This window comes from Vibrio sp. B172a (assembly GCF_030248355.1).
Lineage (GTDB): Bacteria > Pseudomonadota > Gammaproteobacteria > Enterobacterales > Vibrionaceae > Vibrio > Vibrio owensii.
This window is the reverse complement of record NZ_JAHGAC010000011.1, coordinates 128155-143592: the sequence shown is the minus strand read 5'-3', so window position 1 is coordinate 143592 and position 15438 is coordinate 128155. Positions and strand designations below refer to the sequence as shown.

The following is a 15438-nucleotide window of genomic DNA, read 5'->3' as shown; positions in this document are numbered from 1 at the left end:
GAGAAGCGAGAAGCGAGAAAGTCTTAACGTTTCTCATTTAGTGTCAATTTTTTAATTTATTACTCAGTGAAAAACTATGTTTAATTTTGCTAATTTTTATCAGTTAATCGCTCAAGACACTCGTCTTCAGCCGTGGCTAAACGTATTACCTCAACAGTTAACAGATTGGCAAAACGCTGAGCACGGTGACTTTGGTCGCTGGCTAAAAGCGCTGAACAAGATCCCACAAGGTGCACCAAACCAAGTGGACATCAAAAACTCAGTAACAATCAGCAACGATACGCCTTTCCATGAAGGTGAGCTGAAAAAGCTAGAAAGCCTACTGCGTACATTCCACCCATGGCGCAAAGGTCCATACACAGTGCACGGTATTCATATCGATACCGAATGGCGCAGTGACTGGAAATGGGATCGCGTTCTTCCGCACATCTCGCCACTAAAAAACCGCAGCGTGCTCGATGTTGGTTGTGGCAACGGCTACCACATGTGGCGCATGCTGGGTGAAGGTGCACGCCTAACGGTTGGTATCGACCCTTCTCACCTGTTCCTAATTCAGTTCGAAGCGATTCGTAAGTTAATGGGCGATGACCAACGTGCTCACCTTCTTCCATTGGGTATTGAACAACTACCAAAGTTAGAAGCGTTCGACACTGTATTTAGTATGGGCGTGCTTTACCACCGTCGCTCTCCACTGGATCACTTGGTGCAGTTAAAAGACCAGTTGGTATCAGGCGGTGAGCTTGTTCTGGAAACACTCGTCATCAAAGGCGATGAGAACGCGGTATTGGTTCCTACGTCTCGCTACGCACAAATGCGTAATGTGTACTTCTTCCCATCAGCGAAAGCACTGAAAGTATGGTTGGAGTTGGTTGGTTTTAAAGATGTTCGTATCGTAGATGAAAACGTGACTTCTGTTGGAGAGCAACGCACCACAGACTGGATGACACATAACTCTCTACCAGATTACCTTGATCCTAACGACCCAAGCAAAACGGTTGAAGGCTATCCTGCGCCACGTCGTGCGATACTTGTGGCGACTAAGCCATAATTAACTGAGATTTCTGACATTGTCTTAACTCACTCCCGCCTTTAAGACATTAACCTCTCTTCGAATCTAATTAAGGATGCATTTTGCGTCCTTAATTTTTTGGCGTTTCGTCACTATTCCTCATTCTGTAAGAGACTGTCGCAGATTCTTGCTTGTGAGGGCTTGTCGATAACGCTAAACTCCTAAAAAACAAACAACTTAATCCAATCCCAAGGTTTTCAATGTTTATACGATTGACTCCGGTTGTTGCCATCGCCTTACTATCTGGTTGTACTTTAACCAAAGGCGAACAGTACCACCAAGAAACGTTAGCTGCTATTCAGGCTTCAGAAACGAATTTCAATACTCGCGTTACCAACTTAGAGCTTCAACTTAGTAACCAGTCGGATTACATCGAGAGTCTGGAAGGCCAAGTGGATAAGTTAAACGGCGAACTCAATACTTTCCGCAAAGAAGCAATGGATGAAGTGAGAAAGCCAAAAGAACCTATCATCGTTCAAGCTCCTGCTCCCGTTCAAGCAACTCCTACTCATGACATTGTCCTTGGCTCAATTGAGCGTGTGACAATCGATTCCATTAAACAAACTTTCGACGCTCGCGTAGATACTGGCGCTGCAACTTCTTCACTTAACGCCGTCGATATTGAAGAATTCGAAAGAAATGGCAAAAACTGGGTGCGTTTCCACCTTGCTGACAATACCAAGTCAGATGAAGAGAAAGACATTTGGATTGAAGCGCCAATCATTCGCTATGTGAAAATCCGCCAAGCAACCAATGAAGAATTAGAGCGTCGCGCTGTAGTCGAACTTTGGGTGCGCGTTGGAAAAATTCATGAAAAAGCGCAATTTACGTTGGCAGATCGCTCTCAAATGAACCATCCTGTTTTACTAGGAAGAGAATTTATGCGCGACATCGCACTCGTCGATGTGAGCCGTAAATATATTCAAACGGAAGAAGAGAAAAAATAATAAGGTAGATTATGACGTCAAGAATACCGTTTTACCTGTCAATCATCCTTTTGGTGGTTGCAGGCATCGCTTTGAGTGTTTTCAGACATCAGAATTACGGCGTTCCATGGACTCCAGGTGAAACGCGTCAGGTTTGGGATGTTGAAGCCCGTATTGAATTCAATGCGAATGGCGGTGAAGTAAAAGCTTCTTTAGCCGCTCCTCACACGCAAAAAGGCTACACCTTGATTGGTGAGTCTGCGTCCTCTCCAGGTTACGGTGTTTCTTACGTAAACTCTGATTCAGGTCGTCGTGCTGAATGGTCTATCCGCCAAGCAACCGGCGCACAAACCATTTACTACAAAGCCCAATTCTTGGTTGATCCACAAGCAAAAGTGGATGAACAACCACCAACAGGCGAAATCACCAAGCCTACCCTATCAGCACCACAACAAGCGGCAGCCAATGCTCTAATTGAACGCGCAATGAGCCGTTCGGCAGACAACGAGACGTTTGCCCGTGAGCTGATCAAAACGCTTAACGATCCAGATAGCCAAAACGCAGCGCTTATCTTGAACGACTTTGACCGTACTGATGCATTGCAAAAGATCCTGCTTACTGCGGGTGTGCAAAGCAAAACAGTTGGGGTTATCGAATTAGAAGATGGCCGCCGTCGTCAAACGATTCAACCAATGGTTCAGGTTTGGTCTGGTGATAAATGGGTTCTCTTCTCTCCTAATTCAGAGCAAGCAGCTGCACAGCCTAACCTTCTGGTTTGGGATGAATCCAACGTCTCTCTACTTGACCTAGTGGGCGGTAAGAACAGCCAAGTCCACTTCTCGATGATTAAGCAAGAGCTGACACCACAAGAAGCAACAGACAATAAGGTTGAAGCGGACGGTCTATTAAACCTTTCGATTCATAGCCTGCCTCTTGAAGAGCAAGCGATGTTCAAGACAATCATGCTGATCCCTATTGGTGCTCTGATTGTTGTGTTCTTGCGCGTGATTATCGGTCTTAAAACGTCCGGTACCTTCATGCCAGTTCTGATTGCGGTTGCCTTTGTTCAAACCCAGCTTGTTACGGGTATTGTGGGCTTCCTATTGATTGTCGGTACGGGTCTGATAATTCGAAGTTACCTCTCGAGGCTTAACTTACTTCTGGTCGCGAGGATATCCGCGGTTATCATCACCGTAATCATGATCATCTCTGTGTTCACCGTTGTGGCATTCAAGATTGGTCTGACTGAAGGTCTAACGATTACCTTCTTCCCAATGATCATCTTGTCATGGACTATCGAACGTATGTCGATTCTATGGGAAGAAGAAGGCGCGAAAGAAGTTGCGCTTCAAGGTGGTGGTTCACTACTGACAGCGGTACTGGTTTACTTAGCAATGACTAATACCTACATCCAGCACCTAACGTTTAACTTTATCGGCCTACAGCTCATTGTACTGGCAGGTATTCTACTACTAGGTACATACACGGGTTACCGTCTAACTGAGCTACGTCGCTTTAAACCACTAGCGGAGGACTAAACGATGTTTGAACGTTTTACTTCGCCAGCAAAACTTCGCCATAAAGGCATTATGGGCATGAACAAGCGTAACCATAGTTACATTGGTCGCTACAATGATCGCTCTAAATACCCTTTGGTGGATGACAAGCTAAAAACCAAAATCATTGCTGAAGCAGCAGGCGCAACTGTGCCTGCTCTTATCGGCGTGATTGCTAGCCAAGCTGAAGTTAAAAAGATTCACAAGATGGTCGAAAAATGGCCAGGTTTTGTGATTAAGCCAGCGCAAGGAAGTGGCGGTAAAGGTATCTTGGTTATCACTTCGCACAAAGATGGTGTCTACACTAAGCCATCGGGGGCAACTTGTAATAAAGAAGAAGTTGAGCGTCACATCAGTAACGCCTTAGCGGGTCTCTTCTCTCTTGGTGGTAAGAACGATGTGGCCGTGGTTGAAAACTTGATTAAGTTTGATGACTGCTTCGACGGCTTCAGTTACGAAGGTGTGCCAGACGTACGTATTATCGTATTTAAGGGCTACCCTGTTATGGCGATGATGCGTTGCTCTACAGCAGCATCGGATGGTAAGGCTAACCTTCACCAAGGCGCGGTAGGTGTCGGTATCGACATTGCTACAGGTAAAGCCATTCGCGCGGTGCAATTTGACCAACCAGTGACTCATCACCCAGATACGGGTAAAGACCTGTCGACACTGCAAGTGCCTCATTGGGAGCGCTTGTTAGAGCTTGCGTCCAGTGCTTGGGAAATGACAGGTCTAGGTTACATGGGCACCGACATGGTATTGGACAAAGAAGAAGGTCCAATGGTGCTTGAACTGAATGCACGTCCTGGCCTAGCGATTCAGATCGCAAACGGCGCAGGTTTGCTGCCTCGTTTAAAACACATTGAGAATCTTGGCACTCCTGCTGAATATCCAAAACCAAAAGAGCGTGTTGCGTACGCAGCAGAGCAATTTGGCGTAAAATCTCAGTTCTAATCTAATCGCTAGCAGCCATTCTCGTGGTTGCTAGCTTTCTTTTCATATTTGAGCACTATCGCTCTCTTCCTAAGTAATTCATCGTTTTTATCACTGCAATCGATGATCCAGCTAACAAAATACACATCGATCGTTTCTTTTTTCCGCTGATTTTTGATTTTATATTTTCTCCCCCTTACTCAACTCAAGAGGTTGGGCGATGCTAACAAAAGAAACTAATAACAATGATACTCCGCTTGTTGAACAAGAGAACTTTGACCAGCACTTACAACGTTTGTCGGAAATCTCTGTCCAAGCACTTGATGAGCTTGCTGAAATGATCGAAAAAGGAAATGACCTTTCAGAAGAATAGGACTTACCTTTTCACATTTAAGCGCCTGCTAAAAAAGCCGAGACTGTTGCCCTACAGCTCGGCTTATTTCATTTTTGAAGGGGTTGTTTATGTCAAAGCGGTAGTTGGCTTTTCAAAGCTTTCATCTAGACGATAATTTGCTTTGATGGTATCCGCTACTTTCTCTGCAATCATGATGGTTGGCGCATTGGTATTCCCGCCCACCAGCGTCGGCATGATAGAGGCATCGACAACTCTCAGTGCCTCCAAGCCATAAACCTTAAGCTCATTATCAACCACCGCCAGAGGGTCGCTCTTCGTTCCCATTTTACATGTGCCGATTGGATGATATTGGGTGTCAGCTCGATTACGAATGTCCTGTTCTATCGCTTTGTCATCCGAAGCATCAACCGGATAGAAATTCTCGCCGCGAATATCCGCGAACGCCTCACTCTCTAGCATCTGGTGCTGCTTCTTCCAGCCTTTGATCATGATTTCCATATCTTCTGGGTGGCTGAAAAATGCAGGGTCGATACGCGGTTCATCATAAGGGTTGGTACTATTGAGTTTAACGGTGCCAATGCTCTTTGGTCTTAGTAAAGTGACGTGAGAACTAAAGCCATGGCTCATGTGCATTTTGCGCGCATGGTCATCGACAACCGCAACAACGAAGACGAATTCCAAATCCGGCACTTTTACCTCGTCATCGGAGCAAAGAAATCCAATGCCCTCGGCAAAGTTACTGCTCATTTTTCCACTGCGTGCTTTCATCCATTGTGGCAAAGCTTTGGTCATCTCTGTTGCCATTTGCAGCGAAACACCGAAGGTATCGCGCTTCGCTGTGCATCGATAGGTATGCACTAGGTCAATGTGGTCTTGTAAGTTTTCGCCAACGCCCGGCAGTTCATGAACTTGTTCTATCCCGTGCGCTTGTAAATCTTGTTTGGCCCCAACACCAGAAAGCATCAGGATTTGTGGCGAGCCGAATGCTCCCGCAGAGAGAATCACCTCTTTGTTGCACTTGATCTGAAAGCTATGCCCTTTCAAGCCATATTCCACGCCAACCGCTCGTTTGCCTTCAAACAACACTTTGTGCGTAGTCGCCTTAGTGATAACGGTCAGATTCGGCCGGTGTAAATTAGGAGTCAGATAAGCTTTGGCGGCACTGCATCGCTCGCCATTGATTTGCGTGACTTGCGTTTGCATGGCGCCCAACTGATCTGCGCCATTTATATCTGGATTACGAGGTACGCCGATTGATTCACATGCATCTAAGAAGCGCTCTACAACGCCACTCGGTGAACGTAGGTTAGCAACATTAAGTGGCCCACCTTGCCCATGAAATTCATCATGATGGACTTCGTTATTTTCTGCTTTCTTGAAGTACGGCAGGCAATCTTGATAGCTCCACCCTTCATTGCCAAGGCTTGCCCAAAGATCGTAGTCGTATCGATGCCCTCTAGCATACATCATCGCATTGATAGAACTCGAGCCACCTAACGTCTTGCCCCTTGGTTGATAACCCTTGCGACCATTCAAGCCCAATTGAGGAATGGTTTCAAAACCCCAGTTGTTTATTTTGGTTGGCATCATCGCTACCACACCAACTGGCGTATGAATAAATGGGCTTGAATCCGGCCCACCCGCTTCCAACAAGCATACGGTGACATTAGGATCCTCAGTGAGTCGAGACGCTAAAACACATCCGGCTGAACCACCGCCCACAACAATAAAATCATAACTGTCCATCATCTACCTCCGCGACATCTAAAGGGTGAAGCTCTCGCTTTAAAATCTTGCCTGTGGCGGTCATAGGCAGTGCTTTACGAATGAAAACACGGCGTGGGTATTTATAGTCAGCAAGTTGTTCACGGCACCAAGTAATTAAAGTGTCGGGGCTACAATGCGCATCTTGGTGAAGCACGACATGGGCATGTACTTCTTCACCTAGACGGTCATCATGCTCTCCAACGACAGCCACCATCTCTACATCGGGGTGGCACATCAAGACTTCTTCAATCTCTCGTGGATACACGTTGTAGCCACCGCGGATAATCATGTCTTTCACGCGATCGACGATAAACAAATTGCCGTGCTCATCCACACGTCCAATATCACCAGTTAAGAACCAACCATCACGTAACGCATCGTGGGTTGCTTCTGGTCGTCCGTAATAGCCTTTCATTACACTTGGGCTTTTTATACAAACTTCACCTAGCTCCCCGATTGGTCGGGCGTGACCTTTTACATCGGCAATCTTAATCACGTAGCCACACAATGGTTGCCCGACACTACCAGGCAGCCTGTCGCCATCAATATGATTAAACGTGGCCACTGGTGCGGTTTCTGACAATCCATAACCTTCCAGTACTGGCAGCTCAAAGCGGTGCTCAAACTGGCGAATCACTTCTACCGGCATCGAAGCACCACCAGAAACACCTAACCGAAGGCTATGTTTCACCAATTCAGAATGCTCCGGAGATTGTTCGCCCGCTCTGAGTAGTGCGATATACATGGTTGGCACACCAGCAAATACGCTGACTTTATGTTGGATGATTTGCTCAATGACGAACTTCGGTTCAAAGCGCGGGATCAACACCATGGTAGAGCCTGTCAACACGCTGGCATTCATCATGACGGTTTGACCGAAACTGTGGAACAACGGTAAGGTTGCCATGGTCGTGTCACTGTATTCCAAGCGCATCAGATATTGAGAGGACATGGCATTGGTCAGCATATTGGTGTGAGATAGTTCAGCGCCTTTCGGCTGCCCTGTCGTACCTGAGGTATAAAGAATCACAGCGGTGTCGTCGCCGAGTCTTGTCACCGATTCAAAAGACTCGAATTCTTCGGCAAGCCAAGAGTCTATGGCATGCTCCCCTTCCTCACATTGAGCTGAGAGCGAGATAAAATATTCACACTGCTCGGCCTGAGCAAAACCTTGTCTGCCATAGCTTCCCATTGGCAGTTCTTCGCTTCCTTCAAAACAGAAATACGCTTTAGCATCAGAATCATCAAGGTGATAGGCGATCTCTCGCCCTTTGAACAACACATTCAAAGGCACAACTACGCAACCTGCTTTTAAAATGCCGTAATACACCATGGGGAAATAAGTGATGTTTGGACAAGACAGCGCGACTTTATCTCCGGCTTCAAGTCCCAGTCGCTTCAAGTTGGTTGCGATGTTACCTGCGAATTTGTCGAGTAGTGCGTAACTGATTTCATCATCGCCCATCCTGAGCGCCGATTTAGAAGGAAAGAGCGCAGCACTGCGCTCCAGATTGACAGCAAGGTTGTGCATCCATGATCTCCTTTGTTTCGAAAGGCAGTCAGCAAGTGTCGACTGCCGAAGATTCTTTATGTAGAGAGGTAAGAATTGAGAGTTACGAGTGCTTGTTTAAATCTGGGTCGGGTTTGCCCGCGAACACACGTAACACCAGTTTTTGCACCACGTTTCCGTATGGCGGTGCAAACAACTGAATTGGGAACCAATCGCGCATTTTAAGTACCGTGCGTGCGTGGCTGAGTTCACGGAAACCTTCTTCGCCGTGGTAATTACCAATACCGGAGTTACCTACACCGCCAAAAGGCACCGAATGATTGAGCACATGCCACCCCCAGTCGTTAATGGTGACCCCACCGCTGTGGGTTTGAGTAAGCAAGGTTTCACGTTGTTCTGAGTTGTTGCTAAACAGATAGCAAGCCAGTGGTCGAGGTCTGTTAACGATGTACTGAATCACTTCGTCGATTGAACGATAGGTATGCACTGGCAAAAGAGGCCCAAAGATCTCTTCTTGGCAGATACGCATTTCGGGTGTCAGGTTGGTAGCGATGTACAACGGTGTTTTTCGCCCTTCGCCATAATCAAGGCACTGGGTAATGGTTGCCCCTTTCTCGCGTGCATCATTGAGTAAATCATGGAAACGTTTGTGTTGTGCCTCATCCACCAGTGCGGTGTAATCCTGGTTGGCTTTGATTTCGCCATACATAGTTTGATGAGCAAGTTTTAACGCCTCGACAAAAGCCTCTTGCTTACCTTCTGGTACAAAGGCGTAATCGGGCGCGATACAGATTTGGCCAGAGTTAAAGCCCTTACCATGAGCAATACGTTCTGCTGCTTTGGTGACATCGTAATCGTCAAATACCACCACAGGGGATTTTCCTCCTAATTCGAGGGTCACAGGCGTAAGGTTCGCAGCCGCATTTGCCATGATGATCTTTCCGCTTGCTGGCGATCCGGTGAACACCAAATGATCAAAAGGTAGATGAGAGATTTCCATCGCCTCTGGATGATTGCCTTCTACAATACGCACTAAGTTCTCTGGGTAAATTTCTCCAAGCATACGACGCAGCTGACGGGTGGTTTCTGGACAATTTGGGGGCATCTTAATCATGCAACGGTTGCCCGCAGCTAGCGCGGTTATCATAGGACCGATAGAAAGATACAAAGGGAAGTTCCAAGGACAAATGATGCCTACCACCCCTTTAGGTTGATAGCGCACTTCCAGCTTATTGCCTTTGAACAACCATTCGGTAGGTCGGCGGCTTGGTTTCATCCAACCTTTTAGGTGTTTGACTACGTGGTTGATATCTAGAATCGGTGCCAACACATCTGCCATGATAGACTCAGTATGGCTTCGACCACCAAAGTCTTGGCTCATGGCCTTTGCTAGTACATCTTGATATCGGGAAAGCTGCTTTTTTAAGGCTAATAAACGATGCTTTCTCACCGCGTAACTCGATAAAGGCTCAGCTTGATATGCTGATTTCAATTCATCGAACCACTTTTCGAGTTCGCTCACTGCTGGGTAATTAGTCGCTATCATTCCTTGATCGCGTAGCACTTCCTTATCTTGCTTTGCCAGTACATTCATGTTTCTCTCCAACTGTGCAATTTATTCAATTACAACATTTTGATAACATGTCGCACAGGTTACAAAAAGACAATAAACGGTGATATTCGGACAGCTTTGCGACAAACATGACTGAATAACATCCCAATACCCGCTAGGATTGATCCAAATGTAAAGGGGGCAACGATGGAATACACCGCTGTTTATGAGCCAGATACCCAAGCTTGTGGTGTTTTGGATTTGCAGTTACTCAATCGCTATCTAGAGCCTAGTGTGAGTATTGATGCCTTACTCGCGGACAGTGGCATCAATGCGCCTCAGCTTTACGCTCCCGATACCCACATTACCCTCGCGCAAAAACTAGCAGTATTTAGCAATGCTTTGGCTCAGTCAGACGAGCCCGGACTTGGGTTAAAAGTGGGACAGCAAGCAAGGTTCAGTGACTTTGGGGTGCTAGGTTATGCGGTGTTCAGTAGCAATACCCTACTCGATGCCCTCATGATGGGTTTTAAGTACCTAAGACTTGCAGGCCCTGTGCTAAAGAAGAAGATGTGGGTGGAAGATAATTCTGGTTACTTTCGCGCAGAACAACTGATAGACCTACAATCGCTCTTACCGTTTTGTTGTGAATACTGGTTTGCGGCCATTCAGAATCTTTGTGAAGAAGTCATGCAGAAACCTTTCCCTTCAACCGTGATCCGTTTCCCTTATCCAGAACCTGAATATAGCGAGCTGTATGAGCAAGTATTCCACTGCAAAATTGAGTTCAACAGTGATCAATTAGAATGGCAGTTCGATGCCACCAGCTTGTTTGAGCCGTTGCCCGCAGCCAATACCATGACATTGCAGATGTGCTTAAAGTCATGCGATGAAATGCTGGCAAAAGTGAGTGGCAATGCCAGTTTGAAAGAGAAGATCACCCAGATGTTCGTCGAAAGACCAGGCAGCTACCCTTCGATAGAAGCCCTATCTGCTGAGCTAGGTATGTCTTCAAGAACATTGCGACGTCATCTCAAATCGGAAGAAACCAGCTATCAGCAAATCCTTGATCATGTTCGCTTCCACTTGGCTCGTCATTACCTTGCGTCAACACAAATGAGCGTCGAAGAGATCTCGGAACGCATTGGTTTCTCAGACAGTGCGAACTTCCGTCATGCTTTTCGTAAATGGAGCGGCAACTCACCAAAGCAATATCGTCAAGAAGCCAATCTCACAACTTAAGCTTTAATGCAACAGATACAAAAACGCCCGCGTTCATTGCGGGCGTTTTATTAGATTCGGAGTTTACGATTCAAACTCTTCAATCATCTCTTGTGCTTCGGTCTTAGGCTTATCCGTTTGACCAAAACCGCGCAGACCCACTACGTGTACGTGTTCGTGGTCTTTAAACACCTTACGCACCAGTTTGTAGGTCGTACCTTTCTCTGGGCTAATGTTTTCTGGTGCCGCGATAAGAAGCTGCATATCCAGACGGTCACACAATTCGAACAATGTCGCGATCGATTTCGCATCCAGACGCGCTGCTTCATCTAAGAACAGCAGACGACAAGGCACAATGTCTTTACTGCGCAGGCGGCGTGATTCTTCTTCCCAACTTTGAACAACCATCAGTAGGATTGACTGACCAGTACCGATCGCCTCACCTGTTGATAGCGCGCCAGACTCAGCCTGTAGCCAACCATCTGTACCACGGTTCACTTCTACACTTAGCTCTAGGTAGTTACGGTAATCCAGTAGCTCTTCACCCAGAACCTGAGGAGAACGTTGACCCATATCGATGTGTGGGTTCACGCGTTGGAACAGCTTCGCCATTGCTTCAGAGAAGGTAAAGCGAGCCGATTCAAACAGATCTTTATGCTGCTCTTGTTGTGTCGCTAGGCCGTTCAGTAGCACTTCGTGACTTTCGCGGATCTTCACGTTTAGACGTACGCCCTTCACCTGACCAAACGAAATGTTCGACAGGCCTTGGTTCAGCATACGAATACGGTTTTGCTCACGCTGAATCGTCTTCTTGATGATGCTCGCTACCGACTCAGAGCTGATCGCTAGGCGGTTTTCACGTTGCGTTAGCTCTTCTGTTAGACGCGCTAGCTCTACTTCCATCTCTTCGATCGCTTCAACTGGATCATCAGTACGGATGATATCCTGACGAATACGCTCACGAAGATGTTGGTAAACCGCGATGTAGAACAGAACTTTACGCTCTGGACGTGCATTGTCTTCTGACAGACGCAGCGCATCACGCAGGTCGTCATTGCTCGCAACCGCGAGACGCAGCGCACCCAATGATTTATCCGACATTGAACGCAGTTCATCCGCTGACATGTAAGCCAGTTCACGCTTGTGTAGACGACGCTCAACATCGTTCTCACGCGCCAGACGAAGTACTGAACACCAGCCAGCTTTCGCTGCAACCACGAACGTACGTAGCTCAACGTATTCTTTCTGAACTTTCTTCAGACGTTTCGCCAAGCCTTTCATCTCTAGTTCAGTAGAGGTGATCGTGCGCTCGTATTCGCTCTTACGGCTACGAGACGTGTGTAGACGCTCATGCAATTCATCACGACGACGCATTGCACGTTCTTCTGCACCTTCGTCCGCATTAACGCCAAACTCTTGAAGTTCTTGTTTGAACTCTTGAACCGTTTCCAGTTTCGCTTGGTGTGAACTCTTCAGAGAAGCCAATACTTGGTTGTATTGGTTCATTTGACCTTGCGACTGTTTCAACTCTTCACGAGAGCGTGTACGCATTTGTTCAGCTTGAACCAATTTCGCTTTTAGCTGCTCGCTCAGTTCACTACTCTTGTTCAGTAGGTCTACTGAATCTGAGTAAGCGAAGTAGTGGCGACGCTCAACGAGATCTGAAAGTGCAAAGATTTGCTTTTTAAGATCTTGTAGCTGTTCGTCTGCCGCTTTGTATTCTGCTTCTAGCGCATCGAATTGCTCTGGGTCAGCATCTAGGGCAACTGCGACTTTTTCCAGTTCTGCCACCGCTTTCGCGTGGTTATTTAGGAAAGCTTTTGCTTCTGAAAGCTGAGCGATTTTCTCTTCCAACTCATCAAAGCGTGCTTGCAGCGACTCGTCTTCAATCAACGCCATGTTTGGTGCTAGCTTGTCTAGAGAAGACAACGCTTGCTTGCTGGTTTGAAGCTGAGAACGTTGTTGTTGCTCTTTCGCATCCAGATCAGCCAGTACGCGAGCAATTTGGTTACGCTTATCGCGAATGGTTGCCAATGCTTGCTCTGGGTCAGCTTCGAATGCTACTTGAATGTGGCTTGCCACAAACTGGTTGAACGCTTGGTACAGACGCTGCATCTTTTGCGAATCGAATGCTGCTTTCGCGTGCTTCTCAACTACTTCTTCACGTTCGTTACGTAGTAGCTCTAGACGCTGCTCACGTGCCGCACGACCAAACAGTGGGATTTCAGGCAAACGAGAGTAACGCATTTGGCGATCGTTCATACGAACGCATACCGCGCCTTCTAGCTCTTCCGCGTCGAATGAGCTGTCATCAAAGGCATCGATGTCACCTTCAATGATGTACAAGTCTTCTGGACAGTCGTCTAGCTCTACTAGTTTCTCTTCGATACCAGATAGGTCAGATACAACGATAGCGTGACGAGCCGGGCCGTACATCGCACTGAAGTAAGGCGCGTCATCAATCGTGATGTCATCGTAGATCTCAGACAGCAATACGCCGCCTAGTGTATCTGCCAAACCTTTCAGGCGAGGGTCGTTTGAACCACCAGGAGAAGCAAGACGCTCAATCTCAGTGTCAAGTTGGCTGCGACGCTCTGCCAGTTTGTCTTTCGCCAGAGAAAGGGTCTTCTCTTGCTCAAGCACCACTTGCATTTGGCTCATGACTGACTGGCTATCTTCTAGCTCGGCACCACTTTGCTCACGCAGTTTTTCTAGCGCATCGTTCGCTGCAATCCACGTTGGAGCAATGGCTTCTAGCTTGCTGATTTCCGCTGCTGCATCTTGCTCTAGACGACGCTGTTCGCTGCGTTGTTCACGCACGTCTTCTTGCGTCATTTCTAGCGAGTCGATTTGCGTCGCATGACGTTCACGCTCTTGTTCAAACGTGATTTCGTCCGTCAGTTCAACATGGAATTGCTTTTGGTATTCGTTGACTAGCTCGCGCGCTTGACGTTGCTGGTTTAGGCTACGCTCAAGGTCACGGTGCTGAGCACGCCATTGCTGTTCGTTTTGCGCAACTTGCTGAGATTCACGCGCTTTCGCAATTGCGGTTTTCGCATGTTCAGACGCGTCTCTACGCTCAACTTGACCAACGATGCTTTGTACCAGTTTAAGCGCCGTTTCGAACTGCTCTGCTGCTGCAGAAGACATGTCCAGTTTATGCTTAACCGATAGCAACGCGTTGGTGCTTTCTGATTCTTTGCTCTTAAGCTCAGAGACCAGCGCTTGCGCCGATTCTGCTGTTAGGCTGTCATCGCCAAGTAGTTGCTTCGCTTTTTCCAGCGCTTGAACCGCTTGTTGATACTGAAGGGCGCGAGTTTGTTGAACGTCGAGTGCTTGTTGGTAGTCCGCCAGTTGCGTCTTAAGGCTGTCCACCTCTTCTTCCGCAACGGTCGCTTGCTCTTCCACCATCATCACGCGTTCTTGCGCTTCTTCCACTACCATCATTTGTTCTTCAAGACGCTCACTTAGCTCTTCAAGATCTTCTTGGTAGCGTTCGATCTTCTCTTGCTGGCGCAATGCGTTTTGCACCAGTTGCAAGTGATCCGAAGCTGCTTGGTAATCTTGCTCTAGAGCAGATTCCGACTCGATCAGCAGTTCTAGCTCTTCTTGAACGCGGTTAAGCAGGTTGTTTTGCTCAACGAGAGTTTCACGAGAGCCGAACAGCTCTGAACGCAATGACAGTGTTTTATCCAGCTTGTTACGACGATCGTTCGCGTGACGCATGTAGTCCGCCGCCACGTAGTTAGTCGACTCTGTGATCAAGTGTTTGAACAAGTCACGGTCTGCTTGCGTGGTTTTGATCGCTTCAAGCGTCATACGGTTTTCACGCAGCGCCGATTCCATATCTTGGAACGCTTTCTTCACGCCGCCGTTTTGTGGCAGAAGGTAGTCACGTAGCGAGCGTGTAATTGCACTTGAGATACCACCGTAAAGCGATGCTTCGATCAGACGGTAGAATTTAGAACGGTCACCAGAGTTACGCAGTTTCTTCGGAATCACACCGAATTCAAACATTTGCGCGTGGTAATCCACGATAGAAGAGAAGGCTTTGAATTGAACACCTTCAAATTCTGCGATCGATTCTTTCACTTCGTTGATTTGACGTACACGAGCTTGAGTCGCTGATACGCTTTCAATCAAGATATCCGTTGGTTTCACATGGCTTGGAAGACCTTGGATAACAAACGGTTTGATGTCTACTTTCTTATCACGACCCGCAACTTGCTGCAGTTTTACTGCGAACAATAGGCGTTGGTTACGTGAGTTCACCACGTCTAGCGCCGCATAACACGCGCCCGGCTGTAACTTACCGTACAGACCTTTGTCGCGAGACGATTGGCTGCTGCCCGCTTCTGTCGTGTTACGGAAGTGCAGTAGCGTTTGGTCAGGAATCAATGCGGTAATGAACGCCGCCATTGTGGTTGATTTACCTGCACCGTTACCACCTGATAGCGTGGTGACCAGACCATCGATGTCAAACGTACGGGCAAAGAAGCCGTTCCAGTTGACCATGGTCAGCGATTGGTATTTACCGCGTTCAATCATG

At 47.4% G+C, this 15438-nt stretch carries 10 protein-coding genes; 6 read left to right on the top strand and 4 right to left on the bottom strand.

What is annotated here, in order from left to right; translation table 11 throughout:
- Window positions 1-76: 76 nt before the first annotated feature.
- The 5 genes from cmoB to KIT90_RS13850 all read left to right on the top strand — a co-directional run bounded on the left by cmoB (window position 77) and on the right by KIT90_RS13850 (window position 4857).
- The gene (cmoB, locus tag KIT90_RS13870) at window positions 77-1048 is read left to right on the top strand and encodes a tRNA 5-methoxyuridine(34)/uridine 5-oxyacetic acid(34) synthase CmoB (protein ID WP_285377132.1); all 972 of its coding nucleotides are present in this window, start codon (window positions 77-79) and stop codon (window positions 1046-1048) included.
- Between the two features lie 221 nt (window positions 1049-1269).
- A complete protein-coding gene (locus tag KIT90_RS13865) occupies window positions 1270-2016 on the top strand; it encodes an ATP-dependent zinc protease (RefSeq protein WP_005441684.1) in 747 nt (248 codons plus the stop codon).
- An 11-nt stretch (window positions 2017-2027) separates the two neighbouring features.
- On the top strand, window positions 2028-3533 hold the full coding sequence (locus tag KIT90_RS13860) for an inactive transglutaminase family protein (RefSeq protein WP_005441683.1): 1506 nt from the start codon (window positions 2028-2030) through the stop codon (window positions 3531-3533).
- A 3-nt stretch (window positions 3534-3536) separates the two neighbouring features.
- Window positions 3537-4505, top strand: coding sequence for an alpha-L-glutamate ligase-like protein (locus KIT90_RS13855; protein WP_005441682.1), 969 nt, complete (start codon window positions 3537-3539; stop codon window positions 4503-4505).
- 199 nt (window positions 4506-4704) lie between these two features.
- A complete protein-coding gene (locus KIT90_RS13850) occupies window positions 4705-4857 on the top strand; it encodes a hypothetical protein (protein ID WP_009707089.1) in 153 nt (50 codons plus the stop codon).
- Window positions 4858-4944: 87 nt separating this feature from the next.
- Here the strand turns inward: KIT90_RS13850 and KIT90_RS13845 are convergent, their stop codons facing one another.
- From KIT90_RS13845 to KIT90_RS13835, 3 genes are all read right to left on the bottom strand, one after another.
- On the bottom strand, window positions 4945-6585 hold the full coding sequence (locus tag KIT90_RS13845) for a GMC family oxidoreductase (protein ID WP_285377135.1): 1641 nt from the start codon (window positions 6583-6585) through the stop codon (window positions 4945-4947).
- Window positions 6572-8137, bottom strand: coding sequence for a long-chain fatty acid--CoA ligase (locus KIT90_RS13840; RefSeq protein WP_285377130.1), 1566 nt, complete (start codon window positions 8135-8137; stop codon window positions 6572-6574). The genes KIT90_RS13845 and KIT90_RS13840 overlap by 14 nt, the downstream gene beginning before the upstream one ends.
- Window positions 8138-8219: 82 nt before the next feature.
- Window positions 8220-9710 (bottom strand): coniferyl aldehyde dehydrogenase, encoded by a 1491-nt coding sequence (locus KIT90_RS13835; protein ID WP_054822836.1) that lies wholly within the window; start codon window positions 9708-9710, stop codon window positions 8220-8222.
- A 165-nt stretch (window positions 9711-9875) separates the two neighbouring features.
- On the opposite strand from KIT90_RS13835, the gene KIT90_RS13830 reads away from it, so the two are divergent.
- Entirely contained in the window at window positions 9876-10910 is a 1035-nt protein-coding gene (locus KIT90_RS13830) for an AraC family transcriptional regulator (RefSeq protein ID WP_285377128.1), read from the top strand.
- 63 nt (window positions 10911-10973) lie between these two features.
- Here KIT90_RS13830 and mukB read toward each other — a convergent pair whose 3' ends face one another.
- The gene (gene mukB / locus KIT90_RS13825; protein ID WP_285377134.1) at window positions 10974-15437 is read right to left on the bottom strand and encodes a chromosome partition protein MukB; all 4464 of its coding nucleotides are present in this window, start codon (window positions 15435-15437) and stop codon (window positions 10974-10976) included.
- Window position 15438: the final 1 nt, after the last annotated feature.

What these genes read in the sequence shown, in the direction of transcription:
- cmoB (WP_285377132.1), top strand. Translation starts at nt 77, where the DNA reads ATGTTTAATTTTGCTAATTTTTATCAGTTAATCGCTCAAGACACTCGT.
- KIT90_RS13865 (WP_005441684.1), top strand. Translation starts at nt 1,270, where the DNA reads ATGTTTATACGATTGACTCCGGTTGTTGCCATCGCCTTACTATCTGGT.
- KIT90_RS13860 (WP_005441683.1), top strand. Translation starts at nt 2,028, where the DNA reads ATGACGTCAAGAATACCGTTTTACCTGTCAATCATCCTTTTGGTGGTT.
- KIT90_RS13855 (WP_005441682.1), top strand. Translation starts at nt 3,537, where the DNA reads ATGTTTGAACGTTTTACTTCGCCAGCAAAACTTCGCCATAAAGGCATT.
- KIT90_RS13850 (WP_009707089.1), top strand. Translation starts at nt 4,705, where the DNA reads ATGCTAACAAAAGAAACTAATAACAATGATACTCCGCTTGTTGAACAA.
- KIT90_RS13845 (WP_285377135.1), bottom strand. Translation starts at nt 6,585, where the DNA reads ATGGACAGTTATGATTTTATTGTTGTGGGCGGTGGTTCAGCCGGATGT.
- KIT90_RS13840 (WP_285377130.1), bottom strand. Translation starts at nt 8,137, where the DNA reads ATGCACAACCTTGCTGTCAATCTGGAGCGCAGTGCTGCGCTCTTTCCT.
- KIT90_RS13835 (WP_054822836.1), bottom strand. Translation starts at nt 9,710, where the DNA reads ATGAATGTACTGGCAAAGCAAGATAAGGAAGTGCTACGCGATCAAGGA.
- KIT90_RS13830 (WP_285377128.1), top strand. Translation starts at nt 9,876, where the DNA reads ATGGAATACACCGCTGTTTATGAGCCAGATACCCAAGCTTGTGGTGTT.
- mukB (WP_285377134.1), bottom strand. Translation starts at nt 15,437, where the DNA reads ATGATTGAACGCGGTAAATACCAATCGCTGACCATGGTCAACTGGAAC.